The organism is Pseudomonas sp. BIOMIG1BAC (assembly GCF_001705995.2).
Classification (GTDB): Bacteria; Pseudomonadota; Gammaproteobacteria; order Pseudomonadales; family Pseudomonadaceae; genus Aquipseudomonas; species Aquipseudomonas sessilinigenes.
Genome location: NZ_CP049045.1, coordinates 4899108 through 4923706, shown reverse-complemented (window position 1 = coordinate 4923706; position 24599 = coordinate 4899108). Strand labels below are relative to the sequence as shown.

The 24599-nt window shown below is 61.8% G+C and carries 19 protein-coding genes; 10 read left to right on the top strand and 9 right to left on the bottom strand.

Going from position 1 to position 24599, the window contains the following annotated elements; all coding sequences use genetic code 11:
- Positions 1-609, bottom strand: coding sequence for a cytochrome-c oxidase, cbb3-type subunit II (gene ccoO, locus ATY02_RS22930; protein WP_068587740.1), 609 nt, complete (start codon positions 607-609; stop codon positions 1-3).
- A 10-nt stretch (positions 610-619) separates the two neighbouring features.
- Positions 620-2044 carry a cytochrome-c oxidase, cbb3-type subunit I gene (ccoN, locus tag ATY02_RS22925; protein WP_068595880.1) on the bottom strand — a complete coding sequence of 475 codons (1425 nt, stop codon included), beginning with the start codon at positions 2042-2044 and terminating at the stop codon, positions 620-622.
- Positions 2045-2143: 99 nt separating this feature from the next.
- Between ccoN and ATY02_RS22920 the strand changes: the two genes are divergently transcribed.
- A complete protein-coding gene (locus ATY02_RS22920) occupies positions 2144-2839 on the top strand; it encodes an alpha/beta family hydrolase (protein WP_068587889.1) in 696 nt (231 codons plus the stop codon).
- Positions 2840-2902: 63 nt separating this feature from the next.
- Here ATY02_RS22920 and ATY02_RS22915 read toward each other — a convergent pair whose 3' ends face one another.
- The 3 genes from ATY02_RS22915 to acnA form a co-directional block, all read right to left on the bottom strand.
- Complete coding sequence (locus ATY02_RS22915; protein WP_068587887.1) at positions 2903-4468, bottom strand: methyl-accepting chemotaxis protein; 1566 nt, start codon at positions 4466-4468, stop codon at positions 2903-2905.
- A 233-nt stretch (positions 4469-4701) separates the two neighbouring features.
- The gene (locus ATY02_RS22910) at positions 4702-5493 is read right to left on the bottom strand and encodes a CPBP family intramembrane glutamic endopeptidase (RefSeq protein WP_068587885.1); all 792 of its coding nucleotides are present in this window, start codon (positions 5491-5493) and stop codon (positions 4702-4704) included.
- Positions 5494-5670: 177 nt separating this feature from the next.
- Entirely contained in the window at positions 5671-8412 is a 2742-nt protein-coding gene (gene acnA, locus ATY02_RS22905; RefSeq protein WP_068587883.1) for an aconitate hydratase AcnA, read from the bottom strand.
- Positions 8413-8650: 238 nt separating this feature from the next.
- On the opposite strand from acnA, the gene rlmM reads away from it, so the two are divergent.
- Positions 8651-9724 carry a 23S rRNA (cytidine(2498)-2'-O)-methyltransferase RlmM gene (rlmM, locus tag ATY02_RS22900; protein ID WP_068587881.1) on the top strand — a complete coding sequence of 358 codons (1074 nt, stop codon included), beginning with the start codon at positions 8651-8653 and terminating at the stop codon, positions 9722-9724.
- 58 nt (positions 9725-9782) lie between these two features.
- Positions 9783-10034: a sulfurtransferase TusA gene (gene tusA, locus ATY02_RS22895; protein WP_011060251.1), complete on the top strand. Its 252-nt coding sequence runs from the start codon at positions 9783-9785 to the stop codon at positions 10032-10034.
- Here the strand turns inward: tusA and ATY02_RS22890 are convergent.
- Positions 10031-11440 (bottom strand): MATE family efflux transporter, encoded by a 1410-nt coding sequence (locus ATY02_RS22890; RefSeq protein WP_068587880.1) that lies wholly within the window; start codon positions 11438-11440, stop codon positions 10031-10033. The two genes, tusA and ATY02_RS22890, sit on opposite strands and share 4 nt — an antisense overlap.
- Before the next feature lie 184 nt (positions 11441-11624).
- Between ATY02_RS22890 and pdxB the strand changes: the two genes are divergently transcribed.
- Complete coding sequence (pdxB, locus tag ATY02_RS22885; protein WP_068587878.1) at positions 11625-12767, top strand: 4-phosphoerythronate dehydrogenase PdxB; 1143 nt, start codon at positions 11625-11627, stop codon at positions 12765-12767.
- A 59-nt stretch (positions 12768-12826) separates the two neighbouring features.
- On the opposite strand, the gene ATY02_RS22880 is transcribed toward pdxB, so the two are convergent.
- A complete protein-coding gene (locus ATY02_RS22880; RefSeq protein ID WP_011060254.1) occupies positions 12827-13006 on the bottom strand; it encodes a PA1571 family protein in 180 nt (59 codons plus the stop codon).
- A 259-nt stretch (positions 13007-13265) separates the two neighbouring features.
- On the opposite strand from ATY02_RS22880, the gene ATY02_RS22875 reads away from it, so the two are divergent.
- Complete coding sequence (locus ATY02_RS22875; RefSeq protein ID WP_164823708.1) at positions 13266-15035, top strand: ABC transporter transmembrane domain-containing protein; 1770 nt, start codon at positions 13266-13268, stop codon at positions 15033-15035.
- A 164-nt stretch (positions 15036-15199) separates the two neighbouring features.
- Here ATY02_RS22875 and ATY02_RS22870 read toward each other — a convergent pair whose 3' ends face one another.
- Positions 15200-17128 (bottom strand): transglycosylase SLT domain-containing protein, encoded by a 1929-nt coding sequence (locus ATY02_RS22870; protein WP_068587875.1) that lies wholly within the window; start codon positions 17126-17128, stop codon positions 15200-15202.
- A 213-nt stretch (positions 17129-17341) separates the two neighbouring features.
- Here ATY02_RS22870 and ATY02_RS22865 point away from each other — a divergent pair, with 213 nt between their 5' ends.
- Positions 17342-19258, top strand: coding sequence for an ATP-binding cassette domain-containing protein (locus ATY02_RS22865; RefSeq protein ID WP_068587874.1), 1917 nt, complete (start codon positions 17342-17344; stop codon positions 19256-19258).
- A gap of 61 nt (positions 19259-19319) precedes the next feature.
- Here ATY02_RS22865 and ATY02_RS22860 read toward each other — a convergent pair whose 3' ends face one another.
- Entirely contained in the window at positions 19320-19757 is a 438-nt protein-coding gene (locus tag ATY02_RS22860; RefSeq protein ID WP_068587872.1) for a universal stress protein, read from the bottom strand.
- A gap of 99 nt (positions 19758-19856) precedes the next feature.
- On the opposite strand from ATY02_RS22860, the gene ATY02_RS22855 reads away from it, so the two are divergent.
- The 4 genes from ATY02_RS22855 to ATY02_RS22840 all read left to right on the top strand — a co-directional run bounded on the left by ATY02_RS22855 (position 19857) and on the right by ATY02_RS22840 (position 24530).
- A complete protein-coding gene (locus ATY02_RS22855; RefSeq protein WP_068587870.1) occupies positions 19857-20294 on the top strand; it encodes a hypothetical protein in 438 nt (145 codons plus the stop codon).
- 561 nt (positions 20295-20855) lie between these two features.
- Positions 20856-23003 carry a fatty acid oxidation complex subunit alpha FadB gene (fadB, locus tag ATY02_RS22850; protein WP_068587867.1) on the top strand — a complete coding sequence of 716 codons (2148 nt, stop codon included), beginning with the start codon at positions 20856-20858 and terminating at the stop codon, positions 23001-23003.
- Between the two features lie 28 nt (positions 23004-23031).
- Entirely contained in the window at positions 23032-24207 is a 1176-nt protein-coding gene (gene fadA / locus ATY02_RS22845; protein ID WP_068587866.1) for an acetyl-CoA C-acyltransferase FadA, read from the top strand.
- A gap of 86 nt (positions 24208-24293) precedes the next feature.
- A complete protein-coding gene (locus ATY02_RS22840) occupies positions 24294-24530 on the top strand; it encodes a DUF1653 domain-containing protein (RefSeq protein WP_019093731.1) in 237 nt (78 codons plus the stop codon).
- Positions 24531-24599 lie beyond the last annotated feature (69 nt).

Sequence of the window (24599 nt, the reverse complement as noted above, 5' to 3'; positions counted from 1 at the left end):
TCACCTCTTGCTCTTGATCGAAGTGCCAAGCACTTGCAGGTAGGCCACCAGGGCGTCGATTTCAGTCTTGCCCTTGAGCGAGGCGGTGGCACCGGCGATGTCTTCGTCGGTGTAAGGCACGCCCAGGGTGCGCATGACCTTGAGCTTGGTTTCGGTATGGCTGCTGTCCACCGGAGCGGTCACCAGCCATGGGTAGGCCGGCATCTTCGACTCGGGCACGACGTTGCGCGGGTTGTACAGGTGCGCACGGTGCCAGTCATCGGAGTAGCGGCCGCCGACACGGGCCAGGTCCGGACCGGTACGCTTGGAACCCCACAGGAATGGGTGGTCCCAGACGCTCTCACCGGCTACCGAATAGTGGCCGTAGCGCTCGGTCTCGGCGCGGAAGGGGCGGACCATCTGCGAGTGGCACTGTACGCAGCCTTCGCGAATGTAGATGTCGCGGCCTTCGAGTTGCAGCGCGGTATAGGGCTTCATGCCTTCCACCGGCTTGTTGGTGACGTCCTGGAAGAACAGCGGGACGATCTGGGTCAGACCGCCGATGCTCACCGCGAAGATCATCAGCAGCATGAGCAGGCCGACGTTTTTCTCAATCGTTTCGTGTTTCATGGCGGACTCCTCAGGCCATCTGCGCTGCAGCGTTGACTTCGGCTGGCACCGCGGCACGCACGGTGCGCCAGGTGTTGTAGGCCATCAGGAGCATGCCGCTGAGGAAGATCGCACCACCTACCAGTCGTACGATGAAGCCTGGGTGGCTGGCCACCAGGGTTTCGACGAAGGAGTAGGTGAGGGTGCCGTCTTCGTTGACCGCACGCCACATCAGGCCCTGGGCGATACCGTTGACCCACATCGAGGCGATGTAGAGCACGGTGCCGATGGTAGCCAGCCAGAAGTGGGTATTGATCAGGCCGATGCTGTGCATCTGCTCGCGGCCGAAGACTTTCGGGATCAGGTGGTACAGGGCGCCGATGGAGATCATCGCTACCCAGCCCAGGGCGCCGGCGTGTACGTGGCCGATGGTCCAGTCGGTGTAGTGGGAGAGGGCGTTGACGGTCTTGATGGCCATCATCGGGCCTTCGAAGGTCGACATGCCGTAGAACGCCAGGGATACCACCAGGAACCGCAGGATTGGGTCGCTGCGCAGCTTATGCCAGGCCCCCGAGAGGGTCATCATGCCGTTGATCATGCCGCCCCAGCTCGGAGCCAGGAGGATCAGCGACATGACCATGCCCAGGGATTGGGCCCAGTCCGGCAGTGCGGTGTAGTGCAGGTGGTGCGGACCGGCCCAGATGTACAGGGTGATCAGTGCCCAGAAGTGCACGATGGACAGGCGATAGGAGTACACCGGGCGCTCGGCCTGCTTGGGCACGAAGTAGTACATCATCCCCAGGAAGCCTGCCGTCAGGAAGAAGCCCACGGCGTTGTGGCCGTACCACCATTGCACCATGGCGTCGGTCGCACCGGCATACAGCGAGTAGGACTTGGTCAGGCTGACTGGCACCTCCAGGTTGTTGACGATATGCAGGATGGCCACAGTGATGATGAAGCCACCGAAGAACCAGTTGCCGACATAGATGTGCTTGGTTTTACGCTGGGCCAGGGTGCCGAAGAACACGATGGCATACGCGACCCAGACAATGGTGATCAGGATATCGATCGGCCATTCCAGTTCGGCGTATTCCTTGGAGCTGGTGTAGCCCAGTGGCAGGCTGATAGCCGCCAACAGGATCACCAGTTGCCAGCCCCAGAAGCAGAACGCGGCGATCTTCGGCGCGAACAGGGTGGTCTGGCAGGTACGTTGTACCGAATAGAACGAGCTGGCGAACAGTGCACAGCCACCGAAAGCGAAAATCACCGCGTTGGTGTGCAAGGGCCGCAGGCGACCGAAGCTGGTCCACGGTAGATCGAAGTTAAGTTCGGGCCACACCAACTGGGCTGCGAGAAAAACCCCGAGCCCCATGCCGACGATGCCCCACACCACCGTCATAATGGCGAATTGGCGGACCACCTTGTAGTTGTAGGCGGTACTGATAGAAGTGTTCATGGTTCCCCATCCACGGTTCAGCTGAAGTGAAAGCGACTGCGCGAGGCGGTATGCGTCCACTTCGTCTGGAGTTATAGGCAGACTAAAAGCGAGGCAAGCATGAGCAATGAGCACAAGGCCAGTATTGACGGGGATCAATGGGGGCAGTGCGTGCAGGACCGGGGCTGGCTGTGGGAGACCGCTTGTGGCGTCGTGCCGCAGGAGGCGCCGACGCTGATCCTGGCGCATGGCGCCGGTGCACCAATGGACAGCGCGTTCATGGGCGATATTGCCGTACGCCTTGCCAGGCATGGCGTGAATGTCTTGCGTTTCGAATTTCCATACATGGCGCAACGACGCCTCGATGGTGGCAAGCGCCCTCCCAACCCGGCCCCCAAACTCTTGGAGTGCTGGCGTGAGGTGTATGCCGCGGTGCGACCTTATGTCACCGGAAGGTTGGCGGTCGGAGGCAAGTCCATGGGGGGACGCATGGCCAGTTTGCTGGCCGATGAGCTACAGGCCGATGCCCTGGTCTGCCTGGGGTATCCCTTCTATGCCGCTGGCAAGCCCGAGAAGCCACGGGTGGCGCATCTGGCGAGCCTGGCCACGCCAACGCTGATCGTGCAGGGGGAGCGCGATGCCCTGGGCAATCGCCAGGCGGTGGAGGGCTACGCGTTGGCGCCAAGCATCGAGCTGTGCTGGTTGTCGGCGGCAGATCATGACCTAAAGCCCCTGAAGGCATCCGGACATACCCACGAAGAGCATCTTGAGTCCACGGCATGCCGGGTCGCTGGATTCCTCCGGGGGCAGGGGTAAGGATTGTCGGGCAAAAAAAACCGGAAGCAGTGGCTTCCGGTTTTTTATTGCCTGGCCCTGGGCCTAGCGGTTGAAGCGTTCTACCAGAGAGTACTGGGTGTGCGCGGTATGGGTCAGGGCCTCGCTGAGTTCGGCCGAGTGCTGTGCTTGCTCCGAGGTCTGGTCGGCCAATTGGGCGATGGTACTGATGTTGCGGCTGATCTCCTCGGCCACCGAACTTTGCTCCTCGGTCGCGGCGGCGATCTGGGTGGTCATGTCGGTGATGTTGGCCACGGCTTCGCTGATGCCCACCAGCGCCTGGTCGGCTTCCAGCACTCGGGCCACGCCTTCTTCGGCCTGGCGATGGCCAGCGTCCATGGTCTGCACCGCACTGGCAGCGGTTTGCTGCAGCTTGGCGATCAGGGTGTGGATCTGCCCGGTGGACTCGCTGGTGCGTTGCGCCAATTGGCGCACTTCATCGGCCACCACGGCAAAACCACGACCCATTTCCCCGGCACGAGCCGCTTCGATGGCTGCGTTGAGGGCCAGCAGGTTGGTCTGGTCGGCGATGCCTTTGATCACATCCACGACGCCACCGATTTCGTCGCTGTCCTTGGCCAGCTGGGTCACGGTCTGGCCGGTTTCGCCCACCACCACCGACAGGCGCTGGATGGCTTCACGGGTTTCCCCAGCGATGTTACGGCCTCGGCCAGTCAGGCGATTGGCTTCCTGGGTCGCATCGGCGGTGCGCTGTACATGGCTGGCGACCTCCTGGGTCGTGGCCGCCATCTGGTTGACCGCGGTGGCGACCTGTTCGGTCTCCTGGCGCTGGCGCTCCAGGCCGCTGGAGCTGTTGTGGGCCAGGGTATCGGACTGCCGGGCCTGCTCGTTGAGGTGCTCGGCGGTGTCCTGCAGGCGGGTCAGGCAGGTCTTGAGTCGTGCTTCCTGGCTCAGGATCGACATTTCCAGGCGTGCCTGGGCACCCCGGCTGTCGGTGTACATCTGCGCGATCAGGGGGTCCGAGGTGGTCTGTTCGGCCAGGCGCAGCAGGCGCTTGAGGCCGCGCTGTTGCCAGGTCAGGCCCAGCAGGCCCAGTGGCACCGAGAGACCGGCGGCCAGGACGAAGCCCCAGTGGGAGTTGAGCCAGGCACCGATCATGAAGCTCAGTTGGCTGACCAGGATGAACGGCAGCCAGTCTTGTAGTATCGGCAGCCACTTGTCGCGTTTGGGAATGGCCGATTTGCCCTGGTTGATCCGCTTGTAGAGGGATTCGGCGCGGCGCACCTGTTCGGCGGTGGGCTTGACCCGTACCGATTCGTAGCCCACGACCTTGCTGCCTTCGAACACCGGGGTCACGTAGGCGTTGACCCAGTAGTGATCGCCGGTCTTGCAGCGGTTCTTGACGATACCCATCCATGGCAGGCCTTGTTTCAAGGTGGTCCACATATGGGCGAATACCGCCGCTGGCACATCCGGGTGGCGTACCAGGTTGTGCGGCGCGCGAACCAGTTCTTCGCGGGAGAACCCACTGATCTCGACGAAGGCGTCGTTGCAGTAGGTGATGACGCCCTTGGCATCGGTCGTGGAAATCAACCGTTGTTGAGCCGGGAAGGTACGTTCGCGCTGAGTGACAGGCTGGTTATTACGCATGTTTTTTCAATCCGCAAGGCTTTGATAAGTGATCGGCCGCTTCGGCTTATTATTGAAACTATTTTTCAATAATTGGCATTCGGTCTCATTGGCAGAGTGTGTTGTGTCGTCGTATGCGGCGCCGGCATCCACCGGCGTTGGCGAGGGGCTAATCATTGACCTTCTTCCTTGGCAGTCAATACTTCTGAAGTACTGGTTTGGGCAATTTGCTTGCGGTTTTGCAGTGTCCGGACCTATCCGGCGAGCATTGGATAGGTGAAAAGCCCGAAATGCAGCAGGTTCAGTCCGAAGTGGGTGGCCAGCGCGGCTCCCAGGCCCCCGAACCGATACGCCAGACCGTACCCGATCCCGGCGACGCTCGCCAGCAGCGTCCATTGCCAGCCGGCTCCCAGGTGTGCCAGGCCGAATAGCAGGGCCGAGGCGAGCAGGGCCAGGTTCTCGCCGTAGGGCAGGTGTTTCAGGCGTCGGCTCAGGCCTCCCTGGATATAGCCCCGGAATAGCGCCTCTTCCACCAAGGTCACCAGCAGCAGGTTGTTCAGTACCCACAGCCAGGCCTGGTCCGGCCATTTGGGAGCCCAGCTGATGATGCCCAGCAGCAAGGCGCCGCCCAGCGCAGTGATGGCACACAAGAGCAGGGCCAGGACGCTGGCACACAGCGACAGGCGCAGAGAGCGCCGACCAATGATCCAGGGGCACACCAACAGCAGCCAGAAGCCGATCAGTGGCTTGTCCTGGTTCAGGTACAGGGAAAACGGCACGGCGTCATCAGTGAGGCGTTGCGGATCGATGGCGCGCCCATTGTAGAAGCCCGGCAGCCAGTGCATGGCCAGGGCCAGGGCGACGACCACGAACAGGCCGTGGCCCAGGTATTGGCCAATGGTGCTGCGCTGCTGGCGCACGGCGAAGCCGGCGCACAACAACAGCAAGAGCGAGAGGGCGGCCAGCAGCCCCAGTTGCCCGTAGCTCAGGGCCAGTGCATAGCCAAGGGAAAGGAGTGCCAGGTACATCCATGGCAGAGCGGTCATGGGGAATCCTTGTTGCGAAAGAATGGGTATTGCAGAGACGTTGTCCGGCGCCTGATCTGTAGTCGTTGTTGTGACTGGTCGGTCAGGTTTGGCGGGCGGGGATTATAGCCAGTCGATTTGTGTGCGTTAACCCAATAAAAAACACCGCCCGAAGGCGGTGTCTGTGGCTGTCACGGATCAGGCCGCGATCAACTGGCGCAAGACGTAGTGCAAGATCCCCCCGGACTTGAAGTATTCCACTTCGTTCAGGGTGTCGATGCGGCACAGCACCTCGATCTGCTCACGGCTGCCATCCTCGCGGATGATCACCAGTTGCAGGTTCATCCGCGGGGCCAGTTGCGTGCCGCTGAGGCCAAGGATATCCAGGGTCTCGCGACCGCTGAGCTTGAGGCTCTTGCGATCCTGGCCGGTCTTGAACTGCAGCGGCAACACGCCCATGCCCACCAGGTTGGAGCGGTGGATGCGCTCGAAGCTCTCGGCGATGACCGCCTTGACCCCCAACAGGTTGGTGCCTTTGGCCGCCCAGTCGCGACTCGAGCCGGTGCCGTACTCCTGCCCCGCGATTACCACCAGTGGCGTGCCCGTGGCCTGGTACTTCATGGCCGCGTCGTAGATCGCCATTTTCTCGCCGGTGGGAATGTACAGCGTATTGCCGCCTTCCTCGCCGCCGAGCATTTCGTTGCGGATGCGGATGTTGGCAAAGGTGCCGCGCATCATCACTTCATGGTTGCCGCGCCGTGAACCATAGGAGTTGAAATCCCGGGGTTCCACGCCCTTGTCCCGCAGGTAGCGCCCGGCCGGGCTATCGGCCTTGATGTTGCCGGCAGGGGAGATGTGGTCGGTGGTCACTGAGTCTCCCAGGAGCGCCAGGACCCGCGCGCCGCCGATATCCTTGATCTCTGGCAAGGGGCCTGAGATATCGTCGAAGAACGGCGGATGCTGGATGTAGGTCGAGTCGTCCTGCCAGACGTAGGTAGCGGCTTGCGGCACCTCGATGGCCTGCCATTGGGCGTCGCCGGCAAACACCTCCGCGTATTCCTTGTGGAACATGCGCGTGTTGACCTGGGCGACGGCCTCGGCAATTTCCTGGCTGCTGGGCCAGATGTCCTTCAGGTACACCGGCTGGCCATCCTTGCCCTGGCCCAGGGGCTCGCGGCTGAGGTCGATGCGCACCGTGCCAGCCAGGGCGTAGGCCACTACCAGGGGCGGAGAGGCCAGCCAGTTGGTCTTCACCAGTGGATGCACCCGACCCTCGAAGTTACGGTTGCCGGACAGCACTGAAGCCACGGTCAGGTCGGATTTCTGGATGGCTTTCTCAATCGGCTCCTGCAATGGGCCGGAGTTGCCAATGCACGTGGTGCAGCCGTAGCCCACCAGATCGAACCCCAATTGGTTCAGGTACGAAGTGAGGCCTGCGGCCTGGTAGTAGTCAGTCACCACCTTGGAGCCTGGCGCCAGGGAGCTCTTGACCCAGGGTTTGCGCTGCAGGCCTTTCTCGACGGCCTTCTTGGCCACCAGGCCGGCTGCCATCATGACGTTCGGGTTGGAGGTATTGGTACAGGAGGTGATGGCTGCGATCACTACCGCGCCATTTTTCAGGCGATGGGTCTGGCCGTCGTGCTGGTAGTCGGCTTCCCCGACCAGGTCGGCGTTGCCAACGGCGACACCGCCACCGCCTTCGCTTTCCAGGCGACCTTCTTCCTTGCTGGTGGGCTTGAACTGCAGGTCGAGGAAGTCGCTGAAGGCTTGGCCGACATTCTGCAGGGCGACCCGGTCCTGGGGGCGCTTAGGTCCGGCGAGGCTGGCTTCCACGGTGCCCATGTCCAGGGCCAGGCTATCGGTGAACACCGGCTCCTTGCCCGGCAGGCGCCATAGGCCCTGGGCCTTGCTGTAGGTTTCCACCAGTTTCACCAGCGCGCTTGGGCGACCAGACAGGCGCAGGTAGTCGAGGGTGATCTCGTCCACCGGAAAGAAACCGCAGGTGGCTCCGTATTCCGGCGCCATGTTGGCGATCGTGGCGCGATCCGCCAGGGGCAGGTCGGCCAGGCCGTCGCCATAGAATTCGACGAATTTGCCCACCACGCCTTTCTTGCGCAGCATCTGCGTGACCGTCAGCACCAGGTCGGTGGCGGTGATGCCTTCCTTGAGCTTGCCGGTGAGCTTGAAGCCGATGACTTCAGGGATCAGCATCGAGACGGGCTGGCCAAGCATCGCCGCCTCGGCCTCGATCCCGCCCACGCCCCAGCCCAGCACACCCAGCCCGTTGATCATGGTGGTGTGGGAATCGGTACCCACCAGGGTATCGGGGAAGGCATAGGTGCGTCCGTCTTCATCCTTGCTCCAGACGGTACGCCCCAGGTACTCCAGGTTGACCTGGTGGCAAATGCCGGTGCCCGGTGGCACTACGCTGAAGTTATCGAAGGCGCTTTGGCCCCAGCGCAGGAAAGCGTAGCGCTCGCCGTTGCGCTGCATCTCGATGTCGACGTTCTGCTCGAAGGCGCTGCTGCTGGCGAACTTGTCCACCATCACCGAGTGGTCGATCACCAGGTCCACCGGCGACAGCGGGTTGATCCGTTGCGGGTCGCCACCGGCCTTGGCCATGGCTGCACGCATGGCGGCCAGGTCGACCACGGCGGGGACCCCAGTGAAGTCCTGCATCAGCACCCGGGCCGGGCGGTATTGAATCTCGCGGTCGGAGCGGCGCTCCTTGAGCCAGGCGGCAATGGCCTTGAGGTCGGCGCTGGTAACGGTTTGGTTGTCCTCCCAGCGCAAGAGATTTTCCAGCAGGACTTTCAGCGACATGGGCAGGGCGTCGATATCACCCAGGCTCTTGGCTGCGTCCGGCAGGCTGAAGTAGTGGTAAGTCTTGTCTTCGACTTTTAGGGTCTTAAGGGTTTTCAGGCTATCGAGGGATGGCATTGAATGACTCCTTTGAGCCCGCACGGCTACGGGCCTTGGGTACGAACAGAGCATTAACCTAGCTCTGTTTGGGGCTTATCGCTAATCACTGGACTCCAAGCCTGAGTCCAAGGTTCCTAACTCGGTTATCATGCGCCGGTTTTCGTGACAGGCTTTGCGCTTGTCCTGTTTCCATTGATTCAGGGCACTTTCGGGCAGGTTTGCGCATCGATTCATCGCCAGTTGCCCAGGAGATTCAATGAACACCCTGTTTTTCCATTGCCGTCCCGGTTTCGAGGGCGAAGTCTGTTCGGAGATCGCCGATCACGCGGCTCACCTGAACGTCCCCGGTTATGCCAAGGCCAAGCCCGGTACTGCTTGTGCGCAGTTCATCTGCACTGAGCAGGATGGGGCCCAACGCCTGATGCAGGGCCTGAGCTTCGACAAGCTGATCTTTCCCCGGCAGTGGGCGCGGGGAGGTTTCATCGATCTGCCGGAAACCGATCGCGTCAGTGCGATCCTGGCCTACCTGGCCCATTTCCCACAGTGCGGCAGTTTATGGCTGGAAGTGGTGGACACCAACGACGGCAAGGAACTGTCGACTTTTTGCAAGAAGTTCGAAGGCCCGCTGCGCAAGGCCCTGCTCGGGGCCGGCAAGCTGGTGGAGGAGGCCAGCAAGCCGCGCTTGTTGTTGACGTTCATGAGTGGCCGCGAAGTGTTCGTCGGGCTGGCCGATGCCGGTAATTCGGCGATGTGGCCCATGGGAATTCCACGGCTGAAGTTCCCCCGGGAAGCTCCCAGTCGCTCGACCCTGAAGCTTGAGGAGGCCTGGCACCACTTCATTCCCCGCGAGCAGTGGGACGAGCGCTTGCACAGCGACATGACCGGCGTCGACCTGGGCGCTGCGCCGGGAGGCTGGACCTGGCAACTGGTCAATCGCGGCATGCTGGTGACCGCGGTCGATAACGGGCCAATGGCCGAGAGTCTGATGGACACAGGCCTGGTCCAGCACCTGATGGCCGACGGTTTCACCTACAAGCCCCGTCAGCCGGTGGACTGGATGGTCTGCGACATCGTCGAGAAACCGGCGCGCAACGCAGCCTTGCTGGAGACGTGGATCGGCGAGGGGCATTGTCGCGAGGCAGTGGTCAACCTGAAGCTGCCGATGAAGCAGCGTTATGCCGAGGTGAAGCGCTTGCTGGAGCGGATTGAAGAGGGGTTCAAGGCCCGGGGGATTCGCGTGGCCATTGGCTGCAAGCAGCTGTACCACGATCGCGAGGAAGTGACCTGCCACCTGCGCCGCCTGGAGCACAAGCCCGCCCGCTCGCGCTGAGTCCCTCGCCACATGACCGGCATTGCGCGACAATGCCGGCCAGTTTCAGGAGTGAACCATGAGTCAAATCATCGATACGCCGGTTGACGGCACCCTCGACGCCACCGGGCTCAACTGCCCGGAGCCAGTGATGATGCTGCACCAGCACATTCGTGATCTACCGCCGGGTGGACTGTTGAAGGTGATTGCCACCGACCCGTCCACCCGCCGCGATATTCCCAAGTTCTGCGTCTTCCTGGACCACGAGTTGGTGGCGCAGCAGGAAGAGGCCGGGACCTACCTCTACTGGATCCGCAAGAAGCTCGATTAACTCGCCGAGCGGCTGATGCGAATCTGCTTGCGTGCACTGCGCACCAGGCGGATCGAGAGCATCAGCGCGGCGCAGCTCAAGCCGACGATCAAGCCCTCCCAGAGGCCGCTTGGTCCCCTGGGGGCACCGAACCATTCGGTCAGCCCCAGGGCATAGCCCACCGGCAGACCAATGCCCCAATACGCGAACAAGGTCAGGATCATCGTCACCCGAGTGTCCTGGTAGCCGCGCAGTGCCCCGGCGGCAGTCACCTGGATGCCGTCGGAGAACTGGAACAGTGCGGCATACACGATCAGCATCGATGCCACCTGGATCACCAGCGAGTCGGCGGTGTAGATCGAGGCGATAGGCTCGCGCAGGAAGAACATCAGGCTCGCTGACAGGCAGGCATAGACGAGCGCGGTGGCCATGCCGACGCCGGCGCTGAAGCGAGCATTGCGTGGTTCCTGGCGTCCCAGCGACTGGCCGACCCGCACGGTCACCGCCATGGCCAGGGAGTAGGGGATCATGAACATCAGGGCGCTGACGTTGAGGGCAATCTGGTGTCCGGCCACTACCGTGGCACCCAGGCTGCCGATCAGCAGGGCGATCACCGCGAAGATGCTCGATTCGGCGAATACCGCGATGCCGATGGGCAGGCCGATGCTCAGCAAGCGCCCGATCATCGCTCCTTGTGGCCAGTCGAAACGGCTGAACAATTGAATCTTGCGGTAGGCCGGGGCCCAGCGAATCCAGCCGGCCATGCCCAGCATCATGGCCCACATCACGATCGCCGTGGCCCAGCCGCAGCCGACACCGCCCATGGCCGGTACGCCGAAATGACCGTAGATGAAGATGTAGTTGATGGGGATATTCAGGGCCAGGCCGCAGAGGCCGATGACCATGCTCGGCACCGTGCGGCCCAGGCCATCGCTCAAGCAGCGCAGCACGTAATACAGCGCTACCGCGGGCAGGCCGCTGGCGATGCCGTGCAAGTAGCCCATGCAGGGCCCGATCAACTCCGGATCGACCTTCATCAGGTGCAGCACCGGCTCGGCACTGACCAGTATCAGCATGGCCGAGATCCCGGCCACGATGGCCAGCCACAGTGCCTGGCGCACCAGCGGGCCGATTTCATCGAGCTTGTCGGCGCCGAAACGCTGGGCCACTTTCGGCGTGGTGGCCAGCAAGGTGCCGGTCATCAAGAGGAACACCGGGATCCAGATCGAGTTGCCCAGCGCCACGGCCGCCAAGTCGCGGGGGCCGACTCGCCCGGCCATCACGGCATCGACGAAACCCATGGCGGTGGTCGCCACTTGGGCGATCATGATCGGCAGGGCAAGAGCCAGCAGATCCTTGAGTTCACGGCCAACCCGCACGGGACGGCTGGTGGGGAGGGGAGTGGATGAGTCGATCACGGAATTCACGGGGCGGAGCGTCCATAGGTGGTGTTGCGCAGGACGCGACAGTCTACGCGTTGACACCGCAGTCAGGAAAAAACCCGTGTTGTGGATTTGTAATGCCCAGTGGCCAATTTTTCTGCGCCTGCACGCTGTGCTGGTTCGTGCCTGGATCTGGGCCTAAACTGCGGCTCCCCAAGAGGAGCCTGCCATGTTGATTGTTGCCGACGAAAACATTCCCCTGATCGATGAGTTCTTTGCCGGTTTCGGCGAGATCCGGCGCTTTCCCGGGCGCGCCATCGATCGGCAGAGCGTAGCGCAGGCCGATGTCCTGCTAGTGCGTTCGGTGACCCGGGTCGACCAGGCTTTGCTCGAGGGGAGCCCGGTACGTTTTGTCGGCACTTGCACCATCGGTACCGATCACCTGGACCTGGACTACTTCCAGCAGGCCGGCATCACTTGGTCCAGCGCGCCGGGATGTAACGCCCGTGGCGTGGTGGATTACGTGTTGGGCAGCCTGCTGACCCTGGCCGAGCTCGAGGGTGTCGACCTGGCCCGGCGCTGTTACGGCGTGGTCGGGGCTGGCGAGGTGGGGGGGCGGTTGATCGAGGTGCTGCGCGGCCTGGGCTGGAACGTACTGGTCTGTGATCCCCAGCGCCAGGCGGTGGAAGGTGGCGACTATGTCAGCCTGGAGCAGTTGCTCGAGCGTTGTGATGTCATCAGCCTGCACACGCCGCTGACCCGGCATGGCGAGCATCGTACCTGGCACTTGCTGGATCGCCAGCGCCTGGAGCGGCTGCGCCAGGGAACCTGGTTGATCAATGCCGCCCGGGGCCCGGTGGTGGACAACCGTGCACTGCGTGAAGTGCTGGTGCAGCGCGAGGACCTGCAGGCGGTGCTGGATGTCTGGGAGGAGGAACCCACGGTGGACAGTGCACTGGCCGACCTTTGCGTGCTGGCCACGCCGCACATCGCCGGCTACAGCCTGGATGGCAAGCAACGGGGGACGGCGCAGATCTACCAGGCGTTCTGCCGGCATTTTGGTCATGCCGAGCAGGTTCGCCTGGAGACCCTGCTGCCAGCCCCCTGGGTGGCGCAGGTCAGCCTGAATGCCAATGCCGATCCGGCCTGGGCCCTGGCAGCGATCTGCCGGGCGGTGTATGACCCGCGCCGGGACGATGCGGATTTTCGGCGTAGCCTGTCGGATAACGTCGCCCTGCAGCGCAGTGCTTTCGACGGGCTGCGCAAGCATTACCCTGAGCGCCGTGAGATTGACGGTTTGCAGGTGCGAATCCAGGGCGAATCAGCGGCTTTGAGCAGGATCGTCCGGGCCCTGGGAGCCAGCCAGGTCTAGCGGTACGCCCATAAAAAACCCGGCCACCAGGCCGGGTCAAGAGGACGTGAGGCTATGTGTCAATCTTGCCGAGCAGGCTTGACCAGTCGCTTTTCCAGTTCGCGGCAGGCGTTCTGGATCATGTCTTCAGTAATAGGTACTTCGCGGCCTTGGGCGTCGATGATGGCACACCCCAGAGACTGGTTAGGCTGGGTACGAATTACTTGAATCTTGTCATTGCTGCTGTGTTGCAAGGACATGGCCTGTCTCCTCATCAGGTTGTGTGCTTACTTTAGAATGACCGGGTGACCAAGCTGTTACAGATCACCGCCAGGGCTGGCCCGGTAACTTCACTCCAACAGAAATACCTGGGGAGTGCCAGGCATAGATTAGACCGATAATCTCTAGGTCCTAGTGTTACTGGTCATAATCAACCTGACTCATTGTGATTTACCAAAGTTCCTGCGAATTCATCTCGTTGCCGAGGCTGCGACGGATCGAACGCTGGTGCGTCAATGGATGAACGGCATGCTTTCTTCTCGTCATCGCCGGGCCTTGAAACTGGCCGGCCGCTTTATCGCTCCCTACCGTTGGCAGGCGTTGGGAGCCTTGCTGGCACTGATCCTGACTGCGGGCATTACCCTGTCCATGGGGCAGGGTATCCGGCTGTTGGTGGACCAGGGTTTCATGACCCAGTCCCCCCATCTGCTGAACCAGTCCATCGCCCTGTTCCTGCTGCTGGTGCTGGCCCTGGCGGTGGGGACATTCGTGCGCTTTTACCTGGTGTCCTGGATTGGCGAGCGCTGCGTGGCGGACATTCGGCGCCAGGTGTTCAACCACTTGATCTACTTGCACCCTGGCTTCTACGAGAACAATCGCAGTTCGGAGATCCAGTCCCGGCTGACGGCAGACACCACGTTGCTGCAATCGGTGATCGGCTCGTCCTTGTCGTTATTCCTGCGCAACGCCCTGATGGTGCTGGGTGGGGTGGTGCTGTTGTTTATCACCAACCCCAAGCTCACCAGCATCGTCGTGATCGCCTTGCCGCTGGTATTGGTACCGATCCTGTTCTTCGGTCGCCGGGTGCGCAGCCTGTCGCGCCTGAGCCAGGACCGGATCGCCGATGTCGGCAGCTATGTTGCGGAAACCCTCGGCCAGATCAAGACAGTCCAAGCCTACAACCACCAGCCCCAGGACGAGCAGCGTTTTGCCGTGACTGTGGAGGAGGCGTTCCGTACGGCGCGCCAGCGCATTGTCCAGAGGGCCTGGCTGATCACCCTGGTGATCGTGCTGGTTCTGGGTGCCGTGGGAGTGATGCTCTGGGTCGGTGGCATGGACGTGATCGCCGGGCGAATTTCCGGCGGTGAGCTGGCCGCCTTCGTGTTCTACAGCCTGATCGTCGGCAGTGCCTTCGGGACCTTGAGCGAGGTGATCGGCGAGTTGCAGCGGGCGGCAGGGGCTGCTGAGCGAATTGCCGAACTGTTGCGGGCAGACAGCGTCATCCTGGCGCCCGAGAGCGGATTGGTGAGCCTGCCGGCTAGGGCGCAAGGCGCATTGCAGCTCGAGGGGTTGCGGTTCGCCTATCCGTCGCGCCCGGACCGTTATGCCCTGGATGGCCTTTCCCTGAATATCCAGGCCGGAGAAACCCTGGCACTGGTCGGGCCTTCGGGTGCCGGTAAATCCACTCTCTATGATTTGCTGCTGCGTTTCTACGATCCGCAGCAGGGGCAGATCCTTCTCGATGGCGTGCCCCTGACCCGTCTCGATCCGCTGGACTTGCGCCGTTGCTTTGCCCTGGTGTCCCAGAGCCCGGCGCTGTTCTACGGCAGTATCGAGGAGAACATTCGCTACGGTAATCCCGGTGCGAGCCTGGAACAGATCCAGGAGGCGGCAAGGATCGCCTATGCCCATGAGTTCATCGAGCAGATGCCCCAGGGGTACCAGACCCATCTGGGCGATGCGGGGCAGGGGCTGTCTGGCGGCCAGCGCCAGCGCCTGGCGATTGCCCGGGCCTTGCTGGTGGATGCGCCGATCCTGTTGCTGGACGAGGCTACCAGCGCCCTCGATGCGCAAAGCGAGCACCTGATCCAGCAGGCCTTGCCGAGCCTCATGAGGAACCGCACCACCCTGGTGATTGCCCATCGCCTGGCGACGGTGAAGAATGCCGACCGCATTGCGGTCATGGATCATGGTCGCCTGGTGGCGGTAGGCAGCCACCAGCAGTTGCTTGTCAGCAGCCCGTTGTATGCGCGACTGGCAGCGCTGCAATTCAGTGATGGTTCGGTTTGATGGCTGCGTGCTCCTATCGCCGCTGCCGAGCTTGCGAGGCTGCGCACGAGGACGCAGCCTCGCCACTCACAGTATCGCGGCCGCTTCGTACCCGATCACAACCAAGGGGCGGGGGATAGACGAAAAAAGCCCGCTACCATGCGGGCTTTTTACTGGGCGGGGCGCTAGAGGTCGTCGAAGTACCGCTCATGCCAGTCCACCAGGGGTTGCGGCGAATTGAGCTTCTGGCCGTAGATCACCGAATAGGACAGGACGTTCTGCACGTACTGGCGGGTTTCATCGAAGGGAATGCTCTCCACCCAGACGTCGAAGCTCAGGTGGTCGGCCCCCTTCAGCCATTGGCGTACCCGCCCCGGGCCGGCGTTGTAGGCCGCGGAGGCCAGTACCCGGTTACCGTTGAACTGGCTATGGACCTGGCTGAGATAGGCCGCGCCCAGTTGGATGTTCTTGTCCGGGTCCAGTACCTGCTGCGGCGATGCCAGGGGAATGCTGAACTTGCGTGCGGTTTCCTTGGCGGTACCAGGCATCAATTGCATCAGGCCGCTGGCGCCGACACCGGAGCGGGCGTCATCCATGAAGGCGCTTTCCTGGCGGGTGATGGCAAATACCCAGCTTGAATGCAGGCCGCGGACCTTGGCCTCGCGCACCAGGGTGTCGCGGTGGGCCATGGGGAAGCGAATGTCCAGGTCGTCCCAGTACTGGGCCTGGCTGATGGTGCGGATGGCCGGGAAGTACCATTTGAGGTCATAGGCCAGCCGCGCCTGGGCGACCATTTCGTCGCGGTTGAAGTGCCGGCTGACGTGGTACCACTCGCGACGTCCGTCGACGATCTGTCCACGGGCGTGGAGCTCCAGGGCGCGACGCACCCCAGGGGTGTTGCGTACCTTGTTGATCACCGCCTGGCTGAGCATCAGCGGCTGGTTGTTCAACTGGTAGGGGGCCTTGGCATGGTCGGCGGCGAGGAAACCATAGAAGTCGCGCTCCCGGGACAGGCCCTTGAACAGTGCCTGGGCCTGGGGGTTCTTCGGTTCCGCCAGTTCCAGGCTGCGCGCTTGCCAGTAGCGCCAGCGGTTGGTGCTGGCCAGCTCCTGGGGCAATTTGCGGGTCAGCTGGTAGGCGTCTTCCCAGCGCGCCAGGCGCAACAGCAGGCGCAGGCGCCATTCGGACACGGTGTTGTCCCGCAGCTCGGGGTCGTACTTGGTCATCACGTCCAGGGCGCGGCTGTCGAAGCGGCGGGCCAGGGTCAGGCCGATCTCGCGGGCGATGGCCACTTTTTCGTCACGGGAGAAGTGCATGCTGCTGGCATAGCCATCCAGCAACGCCATGGCCTTGTCCGGGTCCTGGCGGGCCAGGCGACGCAGGCCGAGGCCGACCACGTCGGACATGGCTTCGTTGACGGGCTGGAAGCGCGAAGGCTGGCTCAGCAGCTCCGGTTTCTGGGCCACGTCCACCAGCAGGCGGCCCTGGGGTGCCAGGGTGGTCATGCTGTTGACCAGGCTGTTGGCCAGGGCGTAGTTACGCGCTTCGGCCGCCAGCTTGGCCCGTTGCCAGCGTTTTTGTTCGGTCAGCTGGCCTTCGGCGGCCCACTGGCCGAACAGGCCGTCGCAGGCCGCCGGCTGGGACTTGCCGCTCAGCCAGAGCTTTTCGGCGGTGGCGTAGCCCTCGGCCTTGAGGTTGTGGCCCAGTTGGTACTGGCCGTTGAGGCAGTCGAGCTCGGTGAAGTTGAGCTTGGGGTCGTAGTACTTGGTGAAGGTCGCCCAGTCACCGCGTTCTGCCAGCCAACGTAGCCAGCGCAGTTTCATCCAGTTGGCCTGCGGCAGGTCGCCATGTTCGGCGAGGAACTTCTCGATCTCGGCATTGCTGGCGGACTTCAACCGGGCGGTGAGCTCGTCATAGGCCAGGTACGGCTCGAGGGGGTAGTCGCGCAGGGCATCGGCATAACGGAAGTAGGGGCCGGAGTCGCCCTTGGCCAGGGCGCGCTTGGCTTCGTCGTAGTACTGGCGCTGCAGGGTCAGGTCTGCCGCCTGGACGGATTGAGCGGCAGTAGCGGAAAGAAGCAGACAGGATAAGAGGCTGAAAAGGCGACTGCGCATGAGACATCCGGGCAGAGAAATCATGACAAGTGCCGACAGGGCCAACACTGATTGTTCACTAGCTTAGCCTTTTGCCAGCAACCGGTAAAAGCTTTGCCGGCCCGCTGGTATCAGTTGGCAACAAATGTTGTAGCAATGCCGCCGGTGGCGAAATAGCCGGCCTTCAACGGGCGCAAGTCAGGTAGAATGCGCGCCCGGTTTTTGGAGAAGAACATGACCCTGCTCAAATTAAGCGATGTGTCCCTTGCTTTCGGCGCCATGCCGTTGTTGGACAAGGTGTCCTGGCAGATCGCCCGTGGTGAGCGGGTGTGCATCATCGGTCGTAACGGCACTGGCAAGTCCAGCATGATGAAGCTGGTCAAGGGTGATCAGAAACCCGATGACGGCTCCATATGGCGCGCACCTGGCCTGAAGATCGGCGAGTTGCCCCAGGAGCTGCCGGTGGCCGACGGTCGGACGGTGTTCGACGTGGTCGCCCAGGGGCTGTCGGGGGTTGGCGAGTTGCTGGCCCAGTACCATCACCTGAGCCAGAACATCGTCACCGATGCCGACCTGGAAAAGCTGATGCACGTCCAGCACGACCTTGAAGCCCGTGATGGTTGGCGCTTGCAGCAGTTGGTGGACAGCACCCTGAGCCGTTTGCAACTGCCGGCCGACAAGACCCTGGCCGAACTGTCCGGTGGCTGGCGCCGGCGTGTCCTGCTGGCCCAGGCCCTGGTGGCGGAGCCGGACCTGCTGCTGCTCGATGAACCGACCAACCACCTGGACATCGGTGCAATCGCCTGGCTCGAGGAGGCCTTGAAGGACTTCCCGGGGGCCGTGCTCTTCATCACCCACGACCGTTCGTTCCTGCAGAACCTGGCTACCCGCATCCTCGAGCTGGACCGTGGCGGCCTGATCGACTGGAACGGCGACTACGCCAGCTTCCTGGTCCACAAGGAAGCCGCATTGGCGGCGGAAGAAACCGCCAATGCGTTGTTCGACAAGCGCCTGGCCCAGGAAGAAGTCTGGATTCGCCAGGGCATCAAGGCCCGTCGCACCCGTAACGAAGGTCGGGTGCGAGCACTCAAGGCCTTGCGCGTGGAACGCAGCCAGCGTCGCGAGCGCACCGGCAAGGCCAACATCCAGCTGGAAGCGGCGGACAAGTCCGGCAAGCAAGTGATGGTGCTGGAGAATGTCAGCTTCGCCCATCCGGACGGTCCGTTCCTGGTCAAGGACTTCTCCATGGTCCTGCAGCGCGGTGATCGTATCGGCCTGCTGGGTGCCAACGGTACTGGCAAGACCACCCTGCTCAAGCTGATGCTCGGTGGCCTGGTGCCCAGCAGCGGTAAGGTCGAGGAGGGGACGCGGATCGAGGTGGCCTATTTCGACCAGCTGCGCCATCAGCTGGACCTGGAAAAGACCGTGATCGACAACGTCGCCGAAGGCCGCGACTTCATCGAGATCGATGGCCAGAACCGCCACGTGCTCAGCTACCTGGGCGACTTCCTGTTCAGTCCACAGCGGGCCCGTACGCCCGTCAAGGCGCTATCGGGTGGTGAGCGGGCGCGGTTGCTGTTGGCCAAGCTGTTCAGCAAGCCGGCCAACCTGCTGGTGCTGGACGAACCAACCAACGATCTGGACGTGGAGACCCTCGAGCTGCTCGAAGAGGTGCTGTCGAACTACCAGGGCACAGTGTTGATGGTCAGTCACGATCGGGCATTCCTCGACAACGTGGTGACCAGCACCCTGGTGTTCGAGGGTGAGGGGCGCGTACGCGAGTATGTCGGTGGTTATGAGGACTGGATTCGCCAGGGTGGTTCGCCACGGTTGCTGGGTGTGACCGAGAACAAGTCCGGCAAGGCCGAGCTGAACTCCGCGGTAGTACCACCGGTGCAGGCATCGGCGCCGGCACAGGATGCACCTGCAGCGAAGAAGAAACTCAGCTACAAGCTGCAGCGCGAGCTTGAGGCACTGCCAGGGCAGATCGAGGCGATGGAGCAGCGCATTGCCGCTGTCGAGGCCGAGATGGCCGATGCCGGTTTCTACCAGCGTCCCGTGGCTGAGACTGCGGCGGTCATTGCACAGCTGGAGCAGTTGAATGCCGAGCTGGACCAGATGGTCGAGCGCTGGGCGGAGCTGGATGCCTGAGTGACCGGCGCCATATGAAAAGCCCGATTCTAGAGTCGGGCTTTTTTTCGAGGCCGAATGCTTAGCGCTTGGCCAGGTGGACCGCGAGTACGTCGCAGGGGGCGCCGTGCAGGACGTCATTGGCGGTGGAGCCCAGTAGCAGGGCAAGGCCGTGGCGGCCATGGCTGCCGACCACGATCAGGTCGCATTCCTGTTCCTTGGCCAGGTGATGGATTTCCTGGCGCGGTTGGCCATAGGTCAGGTGGCTGTACTCCTTGGTCAACTCCGGGTACTTGTTGATCAGCCGATCGAGGCGTTCCCTGGCCTGGTCGAACTGTTGTTGCTGCAGTTGCGAAAGATCCATCGGGACATCGCCGCCAAAGGCCATGGCCATGGGTTCGACAATATGTACCAGCGACAGCTTGGCGGAATTGCTTACCGATAGCTCGCGAGCACGATGGATAACAGGATCGCACTCTTCGGTTAGATCTACGGCGACCAGAATATGGTGGTAGGACATGAGGCGCTCCTCCTGAGGATTGCAATTGCTTCAAGTATGGCTGGTTTCAAGCGGGTTGGTTCCAACCAGGCCCGCTCATCAAGAATCGAGAGTACAGATATGACGGTCTGGATAGTGGTGTCAATCCTTGTGGTGGTCCTCAGCCCTTGGGCATGGTTGCGACCTTCGCGCCGCCAGAATGGGTTGATCGCCTTGCGCATGGAGGCCCGGCGAATGGGGCTGGCCATGCAGCTGGCGCCCCAGCAATGGCCGCATTGGCTGGGGCAGGAGCCTCCTGATCCTTGTCCGCAATATCATCGGCCGCGACGCAATGGCCAGGCCGCCTGCTGGAGTTATTGGCAGGTAGAACCCGGTAACTGGGTCAATCAATGGCGCGAGCCTTGTGACGATGAGTCACTGCTCAAGCAACTGCGCAGCTTGCCCTTCGGCGTGTTCAAGGTTGAAGCGGACAAGCAGATGATCGCCGTGTATTGGAATGAGCGCGGTGAAATCAGTGTATTGCAGGACATTGCCACGGTCCTCAAGTCCCTGGCTTGAGGGCCGGGCAGGCAGGCGTAGCCAAGGCGCTTGCGAGCAGTAAGGGCGCGAGCTTGGCATTGGGAGGGCTGGCCGGCCAGGTCGCTGCCATGGAGCCATCCGGTATAAGCGCGGGCGCGGCTCGCTCTTGCGTTCATTCGACACGGTGCCTTCGATCGAAAGGCCCTGTTTTCTCTCTAGATATCTTCCTGATGTAGTTGCCTTTGGTCCGTGACAGCGGAGATTTAGGGCGATTTTTCTAAATATTGATCCTATGAATGACTATAAATGCAGGGGAGTGTTGGTGGTCCGTGCAGTGCGGGAATGACCGCAAAGTCGCGTTTCAAACGGCATTTTGGACGATTGACAATTCGTGGATTTTCCGTGAATGTGGCGTACCCAAATCAAACGGGCGTATGAAATGAGCGTTTATATCTTAGGCGACTCTATACAGATTCCCGACTATCGCGTTGGCGGGTGTGCCTGGCGGATTGGCGTTAGCATCGACGGTGACGTCAGTGCCATGCCAGAAGTTAGCGTCCGACGTGTACTGTTCAGCTTCCATATCGTGGAGATCAGTTGATGATTTACGAAGGTAAAGCCATCACGGTTAAGGCTCTTGAAAGCGGTATCGTCGAATTGAATTTCGACCTCAAGGGTGAGTCCGTCAACAAGTTCAACCGTCTAACCCTGAACGAATTGCGTCAGGCTGTTGACACCATCAAGGCAGATGCTTCGATCAAGGGCGTGATCGTCAGCAGTGGCAAGGACGTGTTCATCGTCGGCGCCGACATCACCGAGTTTGTCGATAACTTCAAGCTGCCGGATGCGGAGCTGGTGGCGGGCAACCTCGAAGCCAACAAGATCTTCAGCGATTTCGAAGACCTTAACGTGCCGACCGTTGCCGCCATCAACGGCATCGCCCTGGGCGGCGGCCTGGAAATGTGCCTGGCGGCGGACTACCGCGTCATGTCCGCCAGCGCCAAGATCGGCCTGCCGGAAGTCAAGCTGGGCATCTACCCGGGCTTCGGCGGCACCGTGCGCCTGCCGCGCCTGATCGGTACCGACAATGCCATCGAATGGATCGCCGCCGGCAAGGAAAACCGTGCCGAAGACGCGCTGAAAGTTGGTGCCGTGGATGCAGTGGTGGCCCCTGAGAAGCTCAAGGATGCTGCCCTGACCCTGATCAAGGGGGCTATTTCCGGCGAGTTCGACTACAAGGCCAAGCGCCAGCCGAAGCTGGAGAAAATCAAGCTCAACGCCATCGAGCAGATGATGGCTTTCGAAACCGCCAAGGGTTTCGTCGCAGGCCAGGCAGGTCCGAACTACCCGGCGCCGGTCGAAGCGATCAAGACCATCCAGAAGGCTGCCAACTTCGGTCGCGACAAGGCCCTGGAAGTGGAAGCAGCCGGCTTCGTCAAGCTGGCCAAGACTTCGGCCGCCCAGAGCCTGATCGGCCTGTTCCTGAACGACCAGGAACTCAAGCGCAAGGCCAAGGCCTACGATGAGATCGCCAAGGATGTGAAGCAGGCCGCCGTACTCGGTGCCGGCATCATGGGGGGTGGCATCGCTTATCAGTCGGCTTCCAAAGGCACGCCGATCCTGATGAAGGACATCAACGAACACGGTATCGAGCAGGGCCTGGCTGAGGCTGCGAAATTGCTGGTAGGTCGCGTCGACAAAGGTCGCATGACCGCAGCGAAGATGGCTGAAGTGCTCAACGGCATTCGCCCGACCCTGTCCTACGGCGATTTCGGCAATGTCGACCTGGTGGTCGAGGCTGTCGTCGAGAACCCCAAGGTCAAGCAAATCGTCCTGGCCGAGGTCGAGGCACAGGTCAAGGAGGACACCATCCTGGCGTCCAACACCTCGACCATCTCCATCAGCCTGCTAGCCAAGGCCCTCAAGCGTCCGGAAAACTTCGTCGGCATGCACTTCTTCAACCCGGTGCACATGATGCCTCTGGTGGAAGTGATCCGTGGCGAGAAGTCCAGCGAACAAGCAGTGGCCACCACCGTTGCCTACGCCAAGAAAATGGGCAAGAACCCGATCGTGGTCAACGACTGCCCGGGCTTTTTGGTCAACCGCGTGCTGTTCCCGTATTTCGGTGGTTTCGCCAAGCTGGTCAGCGCTGGCGTGGACTTCGTGCGCATCGACAAGATCATGGAGAAGTTCGGCTGGCCGATGGGCCCGGCCTACCTGATGGACGTGGTCGGCATCGACACCGGCCACCACGGTCGTGACGTGATGGCTGAAGGCTTCCCGGATCGCATGAAGGACGATCGCCGTTCGGCCATCGACGTGCTCTACGAGGCCAAGCGCCTGGGCCAGAAGAATGGCAAGGGCTTCTACGCCTACGAGACCGACAAGCGCGGCAAGCAGAAGAAGGTCGCCGATCCGTCGGTGCTGGAAGTGCTCAAGCCGATCGTCTACGAGCAGCGTGAAGTCACCGACGAAGACATCATCAACTGGATGATGATCCCGCTGTGCCTGGAAACCGTTCGCTGCCTGGAAGATGGCATCGTCGAGACCGCTGCCGAAGCCGACATGGGTCTGGTCTACGGTATTGGTTTCCCTCCATTCCGTGGCGGTGCGCTGCGCTACATCGATTCCGTCGGTGTTGCCGAGTTCGTTGCCCTGGCCGACCAGTACGCCGATCTGGGCGCGCTGTACCACCCGACCGCGAAGCTGCGTGAGATGGCCAAGAACGGCCAGAGCTTCTTCGGTTAAGCGCCCACACTAGAGCGAGAGTGAACATATGAGCTTGAATCCTAGAGACGTCGTGATTGTCGACTTCGGTCGTACTCCGATGGGCCGCTCCAAGGGCGGCATGCACCGCAACACCCGTGCCGAAGACATGTCGGCACACCTGATCAGCAAGCTGCTGGAGCGCAACGCCAAGGTCGATCCGGCGGAAGTCGAAGACGTGATCTGGGGCTGTGTCAACCAGACCCTGGAGCAGGGCTGGAACATCGCCCGCATGGCCTCGCTGATGACCCAGATCCCTCACACGTCGGCTGGCCAGACCGTCAGCCGCTTGTGCGGCTCGTCCATGAGCGCACTGCACACTGCGGCGCAGGCGATCATGACCGGTAACGGTGACGTGTTCGTCGTCGGCGGCGTCGAGCACATGGGCCACGTGAGCATGATGCATGGCGTCGATCCGAACCCGCACATGTCCCTGTACGCGGCCAAAGCCTCGGGCATGATGGGCCTGACTGCCGAGATGCTGGGCAAGATGCATGGCATCACCCGTGAGCAGCAGGACGCCTTTGGCCTGCGCTCCCACCAGCTCGCCCACAAGGCGACCCTGGAGGGCAAGTTCAAGGACGAGATCATCCCGATGCAGGGTTACGACGAGAATGGCTTCCTGAAGCTGTTCGACTACGACGAAACCATCCGTCCGGACACTACCCTGGAAAGCCTGGCGGCCCTGAAGCCGGCGTTCAACCCCAAGGGCGGTACCGTGACTGCCGGTACTTCGTCGCAGATCACCGACGGTGCCTCGTGCATGATCGTGATGTCTGCCCAGCGTGCCCAGGACCTGGGTATCCAGCCGATGGCAGTGATTCGCTCGATGGCGGTAGCAGGTGTGGATCCGGCGATCATGGGCTATGGTCCAGTACCGGCTACGCAAAAAGCCTTGAAGCGTGCGGGCCTGGGAATCGCTGATATCGACTTCTTCGAACTTAACGAAGCTTTCGCCGCACAGGCCCTGCCAGTGCTGAAAGATCTGAAAGTACTCGACAAGATGGACGAGAAGGTTAACCTGCACGGCGGCGCAATCGCCCTGGGTCACCCGTTCGGTTGTTCCGGGGCCCGTATCTCGGGGACGCTGCTCAATGTCATGAAGCAGAATGGCGGCACCTTCGGTGTGTCCACCATGTGCATCGGCCTTGGCCAGGGTATCTCGACCGTCTTCGAACGCGTTTAAGCGTTGGGTTGATGGAAGCCGGGGCCCTGTGCCCCGGTTTTTGTTTTTCTGAAGATTTTTAATTTTTTTTGCAAGAGGGCCAGAGCATGCAGTTACAACCCGGGCTCTACCAGCATTACAAAGGGCCGCAGTACCGCGTCTTCAGCGTGGCGCGGCATTCGGAAACGGAAGAAGAAGTGGTGTTCTACCAAGCCCTGTATGGCGATTACGGCTTTTGGGTACGCCCCTTGAGCATGTTCCTGGAGTCAGTCGAAGTTGACGGCGAGCAGGTCCCACGCTTTGCTTTGGTGCAGGCCGAACCCAGTCTTTTTTCACCGGCTTGAGCGCAGGTCGCGCAGTACCCCGCGCTTGACCTCACCTTGTTGCCACTATATATAGCGGTGCCGCGTCAG

What these genes read in the sequence shown, in the direction of transcription:
- ATY02_RS22840 (WP_019093731.1), top strand. Translation starts at nt 24,294, where the DNA reads ATGCAGTTACAACCCGGGCTCTACCAGCATTACAAAGGGCCGCAGTAC.
- ccoN (WP_068595880.1), bottom strand. Translation starts at nt 2,044, where the DNA reads ATGAACACTTCTATCAGTACCGCCTACAACTACAAGGTGGTCCGCCAA.
- fadA (WP_068587866.1), top strand. Translation starts at nt 23,032, where the DNA reads ATGAGCTTGAATCCTAGAGACGTCGTGATTGTCGACTTCGGTCGTACT.
- ATY02_RS22875 (WP_164823708.1), top strand. Translation starts at nt 13,266, where the DNA reads ATGAACGGCATGCTTTCTTCTCGTCATCGCCGGGCCTTGAAACTGGCC.
- ATY02_RS22920 (WP_068587889.1), top strand. Translation starts at nt 2,144, where the DNA reads ATGAGCAATGAGCACAAGGCCAGTATTGACGGGGATCAATGGGGGCAG.
- rlmM (WP_068587881.1), top strand. Translation starts at nt 8,651, where the DNA reads ATGAACACCCTGTTTTTCCATTGCCGTCCCGGTTTCGAGGGCGAAGTC.
- ATY02_RS22870 (WP_068587875.1), bottom strand. Translation starts at nt 17,128, where the DNA reads ATGCGCAGTCGCCTTTTCAGCCTCTTATCCTGTCTGCTTCTTTCCGCT.
- ATY02_RS22855 (WP_068587870.1), top strand. Translation starts at nt 19,857, where the DNA reads ATGACGGTCTGGATAGTGGTGTCAATCCTTGTGGTGGTCCTCAGCCCT.
- acnA (WP_068587883.1), bottom strand. Translation starts at nt 8,412, where the DNA reads ATGCCATCCCTCGATAGCCTGAAAACCCTTAAGACCCTAAAAGTCGAA.
- fadB (WP_068587867.1), top strand. Translation starts at nt 20,856, where the DNA reads ATGATTTACGAAGGTAAAGCCATCACGGTTAAGGCTCTTGAAAGCGGT.
- ATY02_RS22915 (WP_068587887.1), bottom strand. Translation starts at nt 4,468, where the DNA reads ATGCGTAATAACCAGCCTGTCACTCAGCGCGAACGTACCTTCCCGGCT.
- ATY02_RS22865 (WP_068587874.1), top strand. Translation starts at nt 17,342, where the DNA reads ATGACCCTGCTCAAATTAAGCGATGTGTCCCTTGCTTTCGGCGCCATG.
- ATY02_RS22910 (WP_068587885.1), bottom strand. Translation starts at nt 5,493, where the DNA reads ATGACCGCTCTGCCATGGATGTACCTGGCACTCCTTTCCCTTGGCTAT.
- pdxB (WP_068587878.1), top strand. Translation starts at nt 11,625, where the DNA reads ATGTTGATTGTTGCCGACGAAAACATTCCCCTGATCGATGAGTTCTTT.
- ccoO (WP_068587740.1), bottom strand. Translation starts at nt 609, where the DNA reads ATGAAACACGAAACGATTGAGAAAAACGTCGGCCTGCTCATGCTGCTG.
- ATY02_RS22860 (WP_068587872.1), bottom strand. Translation starts at nt 19,757, where the DNA reads ATGTCCTACCACCATATTCTGGTCGCCGTAGATCTAACCGAAGAGTGC.
- tusA (WP_011060251.1), top strand. Translation starts at nt 9,783, where the DNA reads ATGAGTCAAATCATCGATACGCCGGTTGACGGCACCCTCGACGCCACC.
- ATY02_RS22880 (WP_011060254.1), bottom strand. Translation starts at nt 13,006, where the DNA reads ATGTCCTTGCAACACAGCAGCAATGACAAGATTCAAGTAATTCGTACC.